At 51.0% G+C, this 12,194-nt stretch carries 20 protein-coding genes; 1 reads left to right on the forward strand and 19 read right to left on the reverse strand.

Translation table 11 applies throughout. The features are described 5' to 3' along the window. Window positions 1-35 precede the first annotated feature (35 nt). The 17 genes from gp17 to ACX1CU_RS13030 form a co-directional block, all read right to left on the reverse strand. A complete protein-coding gene (gene gp17 / locus ACX1CU_RS12950) occupies window positions 36-383 on the reverse strand; it encodes a tail completion protein gp17 (RefSeq protein WP_337262957.1) in 348 nt (115 codons plus the stop codon). Beyond that, a complete protein-coding gene (locus tag ACX1CU_RS12955; RefSeq protein ID WP_459398718.1) occupies window positions 380-796 on the reverse strand; it encodes an HK97-gp10 family putative phage morphogenesis protein in 417 nt (138 codons plus the stop codon). Before ACX1CU_RS12955 ends, gp17 begins: the two co-directional genes overlap by 4 nt. Beyond that, complete coding sequence (locus ACX1CU_RS12960; RefSeq protein ID WP_337262955.1) at window positions 793-1,119, reverse strand: phage head closure protein; 327 nt, start codon at window positions 1,117-1,119, stop codon at window positions 793-795. Before ACX1CU_RS12960 ends, ACX1CU_RS12955 begins: the two co-directional genes overlap by 4 nt. Next, window positions 1,119-1,457 carry a head-tail connector protein gene (locus ACX1CU_RS12965; protein ID WP_337262954.1) on the reverse strand — a complete coding sequence of 113 codons (339 nt, stop codon included), beginning with the start codon at window positions 1,455-1,457 and terminating at the stop codon, window positions 1,119-1,121. The genes ACX1CU_RS12960 and ACX1CU_RS12965 overlap by 1 nt, the downstream gene beginning before the upstream one ends. Window positions 1,458-1,490: 33 nt before the next feature. Continuing rightward, on the reverse strand, window positions 1,491-2,651 hold the full coding sequence (locus ACX1CU_RS12970; RefSeq protein WP_459398719.1) for a phage major capsid protein: 1,161 nt from the start codon (window positions 2,649-2,651) through the stop codon (window positions 1,491-1,493). 1 nt (window position 2,652) lies between these two features. Further along, window positions 2,653-3,333, reverse strand: coding sequence for an HK97 family phage prohead protease (locus ACX1CU_RS12975; RefSeq protein WP_337262952.1), 681 nt, complete (start codon window positions 3,331-3,333; stop codon window positions 2,653-2,655). Between the two features lie 16 nt (window positions 3,334-3,349). Further along, complete coding sequence (locus tag ACX1CU_RS12980; RefSeq protein WP_459398720.1) at window positions 3,350-4,621, reverse strand: phage portal protein; 1,272 nt, start codon at window positions 4,619-4,621, stop codon at window positions 3,350-3,352. Next, window positions 4,621-6,135 carry a terminase large subunit gene (locus ACX1CU_RS12985; protein WP_459398721.1) on the reverse strand — a complete coding sequence of 505 codons (1,515 nt, stop codon included), beginning with the start codon at window positions 6,133-6,135 and terminating at the stop codon, window positions 4,621-4,623. Before ACX1CU_RS12985 ends, ACX1CU_RS12980 begins: the two co-directional genes overlap by 1 nt. Window positions 6,136-6,144: 9 nt before the next feature. Beyond that, a complete protein-coding gene (locus ACX1CU_RS12990) occupies window positions 6,145-6,630 on the reverse strand; it encodes a terminase (RefSeq protein ID WP_459398722.1) in 486 nt (161 codons plus the stop codon). An 86-nt stretch (window positions 6,631-6,716) separates the two neighbouring features. Next, a complete protein-coding gene (locus ACX1CU_RS12995) occupies window positions 6,717-6,938 on the reverse strand; it encodes a hypothetical protein (RefSeq protein ID WP_459398723.1) in 222 nt (73 codons plus the stop codon). Next, the gene (locus ACX1CU_RS13000; RefSeq protein WP_459398724.1) at window positions 6,935-7,276 is read right to left on the reverse strand and encodes an HNH endonuclease signature motif containing protein; all 342 of its coding nucleotides are present in this window, start codon (window positions 7,274-7,276) and stop codon (window positions 6,935-6,937) included. The genes ACX1CU_RS12995 and ACX1CU_RS13000 overlap by 4 nt, the downstream gene beginning before the upstream one ends. 104 nt (window positions 7,277-7,380) lie before the next feature. Continuing rightward, a complete protein-coding gene (locus tag ACX1CU_RS13005; RefSeq protein WP_459398725.1) occupies window positions 7,381-7,908 on the reverse strand; it encodes a hypothetical protein in 528 nt (175 codons plus the stop codon). Window positions 7,909-8,010: 102 nt separating this feature from the next. Then, window positions 8,011-8,235: an Rz1-like lysis system protein LysC gene (gene lysC, locus ACX1CU_RS13010; protein WP_459398726.1), complete on the reverse strand. Its 225-nt coding sequence runs from the start codon at window positions 8,233-8,235 to the stop codon at window positions 8,011-8,013. Then, window positions 8,207-8,539, reverse strand: a complete 333-nt coding sequence (locus tag ACX1CU_RS13015; protein WP_459398727.1) for a DUF2570 family protein — start codon at window positions 8,537-8,539, stop codon at window positions 8,207-8,209. The genes lysC and ACX1CU_RS13015 overlap by 29 nt, the downstream gene beginning before the upstream one ends. Before the next feature lie 202 nt (window positions 8,540-8,741). Continuing rightward, on the reverse strand, window positions 8,742-9,149 hold the full coding sequence (locus ACX1CU_RS13020) for a M15 family metallopeptidase (protein WP_459398728.1): 408 nt from the start codon (window positions 9,147-9,149) through the stop codon (window positions 8,742-8,744). After that, entirely contained in the window at window positions 9,142-9,435 is a 294-nt protein-coding gene (locus ACX1CU_RS13025) for a phage holin family protein (protein ID WP_459398729.1), read from the reverse strand. Before ACX1CU_RS13025 ends, ACX1CU_RS13020 begins: the two co-directional genes overlap by 8 nt. Further along, entirely contained in the window at window positions 9,422-9,814 is a 393-nt protein-coding gene (locus ACX1CU_RS13030; protein WP_459398730.1) for a putative holin, read from the reverse strand. The genes ACX1CU_RS13025 and ACX1CU_RS13030 overlap by 14 nt, the downstream gene beginning before the upstream one ends. Window positions 9,815-9,957: 143 nt before the next feature. Between ACX1CU_RS13030 and ACX1CU_RS13035 the strand changes: the two genes are divergently transcribed. Further along, complete coding sequence (locus ACX1CU_RS13035) at window positions 9,958-10,401, forward strand: ECs1072 family phage-associated protein (RefSeq protein ID WP_459398731.1); 444 nt, start codon at window positions 9,958-9,960, stop codon at window positions 10,399-10,401. Window positions 10,402-10,623: 222 nt separating this feature from the next. On the opposite strand, the gene ACX1CU_RS13040 is transcribed toward ACX1CU_RS13035, so the two are convergent. Beyond that, window positions 10,624-11,652 carry a DNA-methyltransferase gene (locus ACX1CU_RS13040; RefSeq protein WP_459398732.1) on the reverse strand — a complete coding sequence of 343 codons (1,029 nt, stop codon included), beginning with the start codon at window positions 11,650-11,652 and terminating at the stop codon, window positions 10,624-10,626. A gap of 136 nt (window positions 11,653-11,788) precedes the next feature. Further along, window positions 11,789-11,944 carry a hypothetical protein gene (locus ACX1CU_RS13045; RefSeq protein WP_459398733.1) on the reverse strand — a complete coding sequence of 52 codons (156 nt, stop codon included), beginning with the start codon at window positions 11,942-11,944 and terminating at the stop codon, window positions 11,789-11,791. Between the last annotated feature and the right edge of the window lie 250 nt (window positions 11,945-12,194).

A 12,194-nucleotide genomic window follows, 5' to 3' on the forward strand; every position in this document is an offset into this window, starting at 1 on the left:
GCACGCGGCGGGTTAGGATCAAGATGGGTTAAAGGTTATTGCCACACTTTGAATTCAAGCGAGGCGCGGAAAAGGCCGGTATCGGGTTCATGGCCGCTGAACAGGTGGATTTCTGCCGGAGACAGAACAGCGATCGCCTGCTCGGCTTTGGCTCGGAGTTCTTTGGCCTGGTCAATGCTGCTGGCGTACACGTCGATCTGCGCCAGGTAAGCGGTTTCTGCGGTACCGCAAAACACATCCGCACGGTTTTCATCGGGTACCGTGTAGACGATCCACGGTGGTTTTACCGCTGGCATTCCCTCCGGGGTCAGCTTGACCACGTAAGGATATGCCTGCCCACCAACCAGGGGTTTTAGCAGCGGATTGAGATCGGCCTCAGTCATTTTGATAGCACCTTGTCGATCGCTTCGTTGGCTTTCGCGAACGCCGCTGCCGCTGCATCATCCTGCCGAGCGTCGAACGCCGGGCGAATGAATGGGACGGCGGGCATCTGCGATGTACCCAGCTCAACAAAGCGCCAGTAGAAGGAGTTGTTGCGGTTTTCTGCCTTGCCCGCACTGCGAACATGGACACCTGCGACCGCGCCGCCATCATTGGCGCGCTGGTTAATCACAACAATGTTGCGCTTCAGTTTGCCTGTATCCTCCGGCGCACGCCCCCGGGCCTCATCGCGAAATACCGTGGCCGCTGCCCGAGTTGCCTGCCTTAGTACATTGCGGCTTTCGGCCTTGCTCAACACCTCCAGATCCTTGGAAATATCGAGAAGCCCGGAAAAATCCAGCTTGGTATTGATCATAGTTTTACCCCGCTTTTACAGAGCAGCTCCAGGCGCGTCAGGCGCACATCCGGTAACGCTGCCACAATGTCATAGACCAACCCGCGAAAGAGCATACGTGAAGAGCTGGAAACGTCATCACGAAAGCGCAACCAGACACGCACAGTTGCCTCTGAATGTTCCGCGCCTGACGCCATTAACTCCCGGCCACTGATAGCCTTCACCTCGGCGGGGATCGGCTTTATCGATGCATCCACCCACACCGCCATTTCACCGCCCGAGGGAAGCTCTACCGTTTCGAAGTTCTGGATCATGATGCGATGCCTAAAGCGCCCTGGCTCCATTACGATCCCTCCCCTGTTTCGCTTTCTTCCACCTTCGCGCCGCGCCAATTGCGGCACAACCACATCAGGTTTTCGGCGGCGGAATTGGTGTATAACTGCACTTCGCTTTGCCCGGTGCGATGCTCAAACAGATCAGCAAAAACCAGCAGCATTGCAGAAACTACAGGAGAAGGAATATCACCCGCCTTTACCCAGCGCGGGTCATCACACCAGCGCAAACAGTAATCCAATGCAGCCTGGGCATAACGGGTGATCACCGCGTCGCGATCGTCGCTGTCAAACTCGATGTGTTGGCGTAACTCTTCGACCGGTACAACATCAGTGACTTTAATCGCCATAACATCAGGGCGGGATTACCCGCCCCCTCCGCGTTACTTGGTTGGTGCCGGGAAGGTGCCTTTGATCAGCGCTTGCGGGCGATAGTGCGCCAACGCCAGACGCTCTTCACACAGGATGGTCAGCATGTTTTTCACGAAGTTGTCGCGGTCTTCGCGACTCACTTCGATCGTGGCATCCATGCGATCCCACACCTGAGAGGCCAGATCAAAACCACCCACAGTGAAAGTACTTTGAGCCTGTGCTCTGGTTGGTACTACCGGCAAGCCCCACATGATGTTACTTGTGAAGGCCTGCGGGCCACCGAAGATATACCGGCCTTCGTTATCCTTCAGCAAGGCGATGTTATGCCAGTCACGCGGGTTCAGAATGATGCCAGATGCACTAAATTCTGATTCAGTTACCTGGAAGATGGCATGAGCAATCATGTCTGCCCGCGTATCCCCGGTGGCATTCAGCGTGGTGTCATACGCCGTTGCAACGGCGTTGATGCCAGTAAGGTTGTCGCCAGTACCGTCACCGTTCAGCAGTTGGTTTTCCTCCACCAGCGCCAGACCATAAAGCAGGCGAGTATTGACGTAAGATTGCAACATTGGTGCATCATCCATCACCTGGCGGGATGCCTGGATCCAATGGGCAATGGTTTTCACGTTGGTTGTTTCTTTCGAGAATGTCAGATCAGATTCTGGTTTTTGGGCCTTTTCCTTTACTGGAGCGGCATTATTGGTGAAGACTTTTTCACGCACATATTCAAGCGAATTGGTAGAGATGCGCCCCTGCGCCAACAGGTCACGAATCACCAGCCGACGTAAACCAGGGGCCAGAATACCCGGCAGGCGCATCGGCTCGATCAACGCACCGGCTGAAGCCGCATCACTTCCGAGCGATTTGTTGAAGGTTTTGGCCTCAAACGTCCCCTTGCTGCCGTTCCATGACTTGGTAAGTTCCTCGGCTGCACGTTCTGAAAAGTCTTTTTTGATGGAGGGATCATCCGCACCATCAGCCCCTTTCTGCTCAAGGTCAAACAAGCGCTGGCCGGATTTTTTCAGCTCTTCCTGAACCTTGACCAGATCGTCCTGTAATGATTTGGAAACGCGGCCCGTTTCTTCGATCTCTTTTTTCTGAGCGTCGAAAAGCTGGGTCATGTTCTTCTGTGATTCTTCGATGGCTTTCTGAATTTGTGCTAATTCGGACATATTATTTACCTAAAGTTTGAGGGAAAGAACTGATGCGCTCGATGAGAGCAGATATTTCTGTTTTGTTCTCGTCACTGTCGGACTCACTCCGAATAGCTGATTTGAACCGGGCAATAAGCCCCACGGCCTGTGACTTGCTTAAACCCACTGAATCCCTCAGCCAGTTCTCAACGTCACGAATCGTTTCGATACCATCGATGCTTTTCATCGCTGATACTCCGGCCAGCTCGTTAGCCGGGAAGGTGCACACGCTGATTTCGCGCAGTGCGGAGATATTCTTGAAAATGCGCCCGCCATTGGTCGCCAGTGAGTAATCGTCTTTGGTTACTGAAAACCCGACCGACATTCCCTCTACCGTGCCGTGCTGCATGGCGGCCTTCAGGTCACTGGCTCCGCTATGTCCGGGTGTCAGTTGTCCACGGACAAACAGCCCTTTGGTGTCCTCCTGCAAGGCGTCCCATTTGCCCACGGGTAATTCCCACGCTCGATGGTTGAAGAACATGGCAACCCTGCGGGTCTGTTTCTCCAGGGTGTTCTTGAACGCACCCGACAGGATCACGTCACCGTCTGAATCGACATTGCCAAAAACAGATGCATAGCCCTCAAAAATCCCTTGCGTACCGTCGCCGGTAAATTTGATTTCTGTCTCTTCGAAAGAGAGGGTTTTCTTAATTTCAGTCATGGATCCCCCATAAAAACTAAACCCCGCTTTCGCGGGGCTGCTTGCCTAACTCAGTGAGAGGAACGTTTTGTGATTGCCGCGTGGCAACATCGCCCCCAGGTAATGGCGGGTAGTTGTCCAACCGGCGCATTTCGTTGATGGTGCGCAGGCCAGAATCCCCCATGGCTTTCATGAAGGCAGCGCGAGAGGTCGAATCACCACGCAGCAAGCCATCCAGGTTGTGTTCGGCATGGTAGATGCCCAGGTCAGCCGGTTTGACTATCCAGCGTTGAATGCATTGCTCCCAGCGGGTGATATACGGCTGTAGGGTGTACTGCAGGAACCCCATATTCTGCTGTTCAATACCCGTTCCCCATGATGTCGATTTCTCAACATCCCCCACCAGGTGAGGGGGTACCCCAAAGAATCGCGCCAACTCACTGACCTGAAACTTGCGTGAGGCCATGGTTTCGGCATCCTGGGAGCTTACGCCGATATCATGCGCTTCAAAATTCGCCTCAAGTATCCACAGGCGCTTTTTAACCGGCCCGCCCGCTATCTCCTTGAAGTTTTCCTCCACCTGGTCGCGCTGCTCTTTTGTCATCACGCGATCGCCAACCGAAAGGATTTTCGGAGACTTGGCACCGTTGGCGTAAAAATCACGCTGCTGGTCTTCCATCGCTACGGCAACCCCGCCTGATTTGGCCGCGTGGGCGATCGGCGATAGGCCTACCAACCCATTAAAGCCGAAGCCTTTCAGGTGGAATATTTCGCTTTTCTTGAATTTGGCATATTCGCTGTCGCGCCTGTACTTGTAGATGATCTGCTTACCTTCCAGCCGAACATCCATATTGGCTGACAGTAACGGGATCAGGCTGATCACGTCCCCGCTGCTATTCCGTTCAATCAATGCATACGCATTCCCGTAGAAACACAGCTGCATCGTCATAGCCTCGCGGAACTCCTGCGCGGTCATGTACTGATTGGGGGAAAAGCGCAGCAACCGAGCAAGGGGATTGTCCAGGCCGACCTTCATCCGGTTGTCACTTTTGTCTGTCTCGAATACATCCAGCGGCAGGCATGAGGTCAGCGTAGAAATCAGGCTGACGCAACGCCAGACAGTAGAGATCTGTAAAATGCGCTCGTCAGTGATAACGGAATCACCTAGCGTACCTCCCGCTGACACCGGGCCTGTTTGCGAACCCTGATCCGGAGTAACCAGGCGTCCACCGACGAACCACGACGCAGCCCGCGCCCACCAACCGTTATTCGTTCGCAGGTCGATACTGTAATTAGTTTTATCTGCCATCACATGCTCAACGGTTTTGATAAGAAATCATCGAAGTCGCCACCAGGTTCTACGGCTTCGCCATTTGCTGCGCCCATTGCCATGGTGAGTGCCACCATTCCATCGATTCGCCCGGTCGCTTTCGACTTATCGAGTTTTCTGTTTGAGGCTGCATCCTTGATTACGACCGCATTACCGGCGCACATAGTCAACACCGGGTGCATACCATGCCTGACACGCCCGTTTAGCATTGCCGCTTCCAGCGTATCCAGAGCTGGGGCCATATCTTTGAAACCCTGCCCGAACGGCACCCACGGCAGCGCCAATCCAATCAGATCAGCCTCTTTTTTCAGTAGGTCAATGCGCCAGCGGTCAAAGGCAATAGCGGCAATATCGAAATCACTGATGATTTCCGCAATGTCACGGATCACCACGGCATAATCGACAAACGATCCCGGTGTGGTTTTCAGAACGCCCTGCTTTGCCCACACGTCATAAGGCACACGGTCGGTTTTCGCCCTGTCACGCATGGTTTTCTCTGGCGTCCAGAAATAGGGGTAAATATTCCACCAGCCATCTGCTGACTGACCCGCAATAACGAATGCGGTTAAATCTTTGCTTGCCGACAAATCCAGCCCGGCATAGCACTGACCGGTAATGGTCTGCGGAGCTTCGCGGCATGACTCCCACACGTTGCGAGACATAAACGGCGATACGGTAGAAACACGCTGGTTCAGGTTCAAATTTCGGAAGGTGTTCTCAAAGCTGGGCATTCGCCCGGCCATTTCCGCCATCCTCTCCATATCGCGAAGAGATCGGAAGGTGCCCAACGCCGGATTTGCAGCGGCCCATGCTTCCCGATCATCTAGTTCGGCATCTTTCGGTGCCTCGTAAACGTGGGAAACAATGTGCGGATCCTTTGAATTCTCCGCGTCATCCAGCCAGATGCTGAACAAGTCAGCATCGTTCGCAGCCTGCGTACTGATTGCGATAAGGAGCGGGGCTTCATGCGCACCCTGTGCCGTGACAATCGCATCAACAAAAGCCGATTGCGGCCCGACGATTTGCCCTACCTCATCAAGAATGGCAAGCAAAGGAGAAAGGCCGTGTGTCGTCTTTCCCTCTGCGGCTAAAGCTTTGTATTTAACGTTACACGGCAGGCCCAACAGCTTTTTTCCGCTTGGGATGATATGAACAATGTCCTGCAATTCGGGGTTAAGTCCTATCATCTTTACGGCCAGATCGAACACAACCGCCGCCTGTTCCTGGCTCATTGCACCGCTGACGATCTGCGAGTTTTGCACCGCCTCCGGGCCTACCAGGTGCGCTAAAAGGATTCCCGCAATCAAGCCGGTTTTACCGTTCTTTCGCGCTATGCTGAGATAGGCTTTATCCGTTCCGTGGGGGTTGTCATAGATGGCCAGCAGAAATATCTTCTGAAATTCGTCAAGCAACATCGGCTGCCCGATCAGTTTGCCCTCTGGCACGATGCAATAGCGCTCAATGAACGCTATCACGCGCTCACCTCGCGTCATGCTTTACTCCTAGCCGTGTTTTGGAAATGCGATCAGATTGCCATCATCTGACCGGTGCTTACCGGCTGTCCGGCGAGCATCTGCGTCGTTTTTATTGCGGTTTTTCTGGTCACGGCTTTCACCGTTGGTAGCATGGGAATGAATTTGCAGGTCGCGGCGCTGGGCAAGAATAGCGCGCTGTAAAACTACGATATCGTCACGTAATTCACCAATCGCTTTATCGTCTCGCTCATCACCACGGACTCTTTCTTTCTTACGTAAATCTTTCCGTAAGAGGGTTATTTCATACTGGTTATTTGCCAATTCTACCGCAGCCAAGAGGTCAGCTGGTGTCCAGCTATCAAGCGCTTTTGAACGAATATTATCATGCCAAAAAGGTTCGGCTTTTTTTTCCAGGCCCGCATATACCGGAGGTTGAATTGTATCCTCACTGGCATTTTTCATGGCCTGAACCGCCGCCGCTGAACTGTCAGAACGTGTTCGTTTTTGCACCATCGTGGTCACCTGAAAACTAAAAAAAATCGGGTTAGCGTTAAAATAAGGGGATGCGAGCGGTCATTTAGGGAAAAACATTTAAAGTTTTACCCCTCCCCCTCACCTTTATTTATTTCGATTAGCGGGTTTTCTTCGACAAATACGGTACGTTTACTGTTTCCAATAAAGGTAATATCCAATATGGGAAATTTGCCGCTGCTTTCATCATGCAAAGTAAATGCCCTGATGCTGCCAGGTGATATTTTTTCCCCATCTATTACCAATGATTCAAACCGACCATTGCGGTATTTAACATCTAAGTCTTTCATGTTTTATTCCAATGTGAGTTAGGATCGAGCGGCAGCCCGTTAGCATCGCAACCTATCACCGTGCCGCTTTTCTCCATTCGTTGCTTGGTTGCACTGTGATGGGATGTGCATAACACCTGCCAGTTCTTTGGATCCCAGAACAGCTTTTGTGCTTTTGCTATCGCTATACGGTTACCTGACTTCAGCGCTTCTTTGAGGCGGTGCGGGATGATGTGATCAACCACGTTACCGGCAACCGTTCGCCCCTGCTCGGCACACATAACACAAAGGGGATGCAGTTGCAGGAACCCGCGCCGAGCCTTGTCCCACTTGCTCCCATATATACGTGGCTCTTTCATGTGCAATTTCATAAAATAGAGGAACCACCTACCGGTAAGGTCCCCGCGAATGACTTAAGAAAAGAATAATTAGTCAAATTAACTATAAATAGCAGCGAAAAAAATCATTTAATATAGCTTGCTATTTCATTTCTTAGCTTTTCTTGCACAAGATTCATTTGTTTCTCAAACCCCTCGCTTGCAGCATCAACACGAGTAATACACTCGGAAGCTTTGATTTTATTTTGCTCATACTCAATACTCGCACTCACAGACTCACTTCTATATTGATTGGCAATTTCAAAGTCACTCGTCAAAGTGGGAAAATACAAATTGAGAAGTGTTATTAATTTATCATGTGAACCTTTATTACTGGCGCTACTCATCACCTCATTCATTTGATTTTTTGTGATACTTCCTTTAGCCACTCTAATTAAGCACAATTGGTAATTAATTATTAACTTTGTCCATTCAGAGAAAAGCGTATACAAAACCTCTCCTTTATCTATCATTAACTTACGAACTTCCTTTTGTCTTTCATGCTCAATCTGAACTTTGATTCTTTCATCATTCCATTTATTGGTCTTAAACATGACCAAGAATGAAAAAAAACCACCAAGAAATGCAGTCAATACAGGTAGTAACTCTTTCATGCCAACTCTCCCATTTATAATAAAGTAAGAGATTAACTTTTTTTATGAATGAGAGCCAATCGATTAAGAACCTATGACAAAAAATGTCGTAAAGCCTCTCCACTAACTACTGATAGCCATCCACCACTTAATCAGCCCATCAATCCGAGAAGCACATACATCAAGCTCACCCTGCGCCACCTGCAGCGCCATTACCGCATCACCGAAGGTTTCCCCGGTAAATGGCGTTTGCTCACATTGCTGGAGTAGCACCGCTGGCGGGTAGACGTAAATCAGTTGCGGGGCCGGTGGGGACGGTTTATTTGCGCAGGATGTTGAGAGCATCATCAGGCAGGCGCTGATCGCTGCAACCGTTCTCTTCCAACGCCTTGCGTAGCTTTTTGTTTTCAGCATCGGCCTTTGCCCTCTTCTGCTGTTCGATTTTGAGCTGTTCCTCGGTAGCCTTACGATCGGAGTTAGCAGCATCTTTCAGCCCGGTGATTGTGCCGTCACGACTCTCCACTGCGGCCACCAGTACTTTGTTTTCCCGCTTGGATTTATCTAAATCGCCTGATAGCGAAGACGCATACCAGCCGAGGCAGATGGCAACCAGCAGCGCGCCTATCAGGCTGTATCGTGTGAATTGAGTCATGATGACCGCCGTACCAAATAGATGCCCACGTACCCAGCACCCCAGCGCGTATAGAGCCACATCCTGCGCCCCGTAGATGGCCGAGGAATATCGTGACGATAAACGCCAATTGAAAATAAGCGCCACCACGGCCATTGCTGTGGCCCGTGTGACGGCTTCATGCCTTCTGCGAAATGTGCAACTGATAGCTCAAACTTTATTTTCATGCGGATAACTCAAAGTGAGGACTGTCATCTTCGCCTTTCTCTTGGATACCGTTGCTATTCCAGTCCGCGCCCCAGGTGATTTTCACACCCAACTCGGAGGCAGCTTGAAACATTGCTTTTGATACGACTCTGAAAGACGATAAATTTTCCCAGCCGGTTACTGGTAGAAGATCAACGGCCCTTCCTTCAAGATGCTTGGACTTCATCGTCCGTGTGACGATCTTGCCAGGCGTTGTCCTACCCTGAGCCCATAGTTCTCGCTGCCTAGCTTGAGTGCGGACACCCTCGATCACAATAAAATCGACAGTCGAGAGCTCCAACGCACGGCGTACTACTTTTACCAGCGCGGGGTTTACGCCAACGAGATTACCCTCGCTGCGTTTGCTGAATCTGAAATTAGGCATCGCTACCTCTCCTTGCCTTAAATAACTGCACTACGTTGCCCTTAGCGCGCAGCACCATCACGCAGAGCACCGCATTGATGAACAACTCCGCCGGATCGGTGGTGCCTTCGTATGCACCCATGGCGATACGGATCGTCACGGAACCAGTGGCTAGGATTAAGCAGTAGGCAAGGTAAGCTCCCCAGCGTACATACTCACCACCATCGCGGCGGAACGTGAGCAGGCGAATGGCGATTACTGCGCAGACGACAGCATTGATTAACGTTTCGGGATCATGAGTTACCATCGCCGCTGCCCCCTTTCTTCTTCAGGAATCCGCCACCGCTGTTGATCATCATCAGCACACGGATAACGCAACCAGCAGCGATTAAAGCTCCAGCGGCATCCGCGCCCCGGTCGTAACCGGCTGGAAGGAAATCAACAATCCATGCCGCAGCAGGCTTGTACATCGTCAGCCCGGCCGTAAAGCTGCCGATCGCCAGAATCACACGGGAACGGTTGCCATACTCAGAAGCGGAAACAACAAACAGGATCGCGCCGGCAAAAGCACCGAGTACAACGTCAGCTGGTAGCCCAGCAAAGAACGTCACTATCGCAAGACCTGTTACTGCTCCCCCTGATTTTGCTATTCCCGCTGCCGTTGTGGCAGTAACTGGGTCAGCCATAATTTCTCCTTTGTTCGCCGTCCAGCGAACGCCGGGCGTTAGAAATGAAAAAGGCCCACCGAAGTGAGCCTTGAAAGCCTGATCATTTTCCACTCAGGTGATGGTATCTTGGGAGTTCTCACACAACCAAGAAGGGATACTTAATGAGTTCAATTCATAATTTGTGGCACGTTATTAAGTCAAGAATTTGCGAGAATCGAGGTTTAAGTCATTATTCGTTCCACTCAGGAAGCGCTGAGGATAATTGCATCAAAACACGATCCGCACAGATATTCATACTGGAAATGGTATTGCACAAGCACCGCCAGCAATACGCTACAATCTTTGAGCCACTACAAGATAAAAAGGCCCTGCACCACCTTATCTTCACCAAAACCAAATGGAAGCCATCCGAAATTAGTCAACTCTCATTAGCCGATTGCCTCTTTGTTATTCAAGATGAGATGCGTATCGATAAGCTATCTGGCGAGGTAAAATATTTTACTGAATACCTTGAGTTACCTTCTACTGCCTTTGTTTTTGATGAGCTTCTTGAAGAGGACTGGGCTCCCAGGGAAAACTCAATTTTTCTGGCTGCAATAAAGTAGTGTAATGCTCTAAAACAGTATCAATCTCGGCGAGTCGCTTAATCAAAGCGGCTCTTTCTGCAACCAATCGGTTGTAGTGAGTGAGGTGTAACTTTTGCTGCCCTAGCCAATGTTCAAGCTGTTCTGGTGTCATGCCTGGATTATAGAAATACGGTTCACTTTGCATATTCATTTCCCCGGGCAGTAGCCCAATAAAAAAGCCCGGATTATGCCGAGGCTGGTTTACCCATTCGGATAGATCTCCCGAACGGTTTGATCGAATCGCTCCCTTTCCAACTCCACCCCCAGACCAATGCGACCAAGCTTTATCGCGGCCTTGATTGTTGAGCCTGACCCCATGAAGAAATCTGCTACCACATCCCCGGGACGACTGCTGGCGCTGATGATGTGCTCCATCATTGCCGCTGGCTTTTCACATGAGTGTTTGCCTGGGTAATACTGCACCGGTGGGAACGTCCACACATCGGTATACGGCACATCTACTGAAACAGTGAATGGCCGCCGCAATCCGGCGTATTCTTTGCTCAGCTGCTGGCACTCCCGATCCAACTGCGCATAATCCTTGGCAAGATCATGATGCGGCCTATCGAGCCCACCGGCCTGGTGCAACTCAGCGGCTTTACGCTGGAACAGCGCCTGCAGTACTGAATACTGTTCCTCGGTTGGTAGCTGCCATTGGCTGGCGCTAAACCAGTGACTGGCCATCTGCCGCCCGGTGGCCTCGTTGATCTCTTTGGCCGACACATTCAGTGCCTGCCGGGCTGACCTGAAATAGTCGATCAGCGGCTTAAAAACGTTTTGCTTCAGCTCTGTGCACTTTGCCGCGTGGCCTGTGTCTTTTGGCTGGTATGGCCCGGCGTAATGCCCGGCAAAGATGATTCGCTCAGTGGCCGGGAAATAGCTGCGTAAACTCTCTTTCCTGCACCCCTGCCAGCGCCCTGATGGCTTTGCCCAGATAATGTGGTTCAGGACATCGAAACGCTGGCGCACCATCAGTTCGATATCTGCCGATAGGGCATGGCCACAAAACAGGTACATGCTGCCGTTCGGCTTCAGCACCCGCCAGAATTCAACCAGCAGCGCATCCAGCCAGGCCAGATACTCAGCTTCGCTTTTCCATTGGTTATCCCAGGCGCACGACTTCACCCGATAATACGGAGGATCCGTGGCTATCAGGTCGATGCAGTTATCAGGAAGGGTTTTGATGTATTCGATTGTGTCAGCGTTGACAAGACTGGTACTGGAGATCATAAGCGCCTTTCTTTAGTAGGCTCGTTCTGCTGTTCGCAGCACGGGCAAAAGGTTCGCTTGTGACCAACGACATGAGCACCTGGCGGTTAGAGTGCTGGTAACACCTAACCGCCGCCCACTTCACAAACAGTGTTTTTTAATGAGGCTTGGGAGTTTGCAGTACAAACTGCATCAGGAGCTGCTTAACCTGCTCTTTGGCTTTCATGCCATCCATCACATAAAGCATCAGGATTTCTTCTGCCAGGGCATCTGCCTGTTCTTCTATGTCACGTGCAGTCTTGTCGGTGCTCATGCTTACGTCCTTGTTGTTGGTGTTACGCAACAGTAGCAAGCGGTGCGGCCCCAGAAAAGACAAAACCCCGTCGAAACGAGGTTTTTTGATTGGATAAGCTACTGACTGCGTAACTACTCTTATCACAATATCTGTATTTTTGCGTACGCGTTAGTAGTTTTTTGTTGAGAAAGCTACGGGTCACGGTTACAGTCTTATGGTTTTTTTAAAGATAAAAACTATAAATTAAAAATTGCATTTGTAACTATTT

It is taken from the genome of Serratia sp. D1N4, from assembly GCF_054552755.1.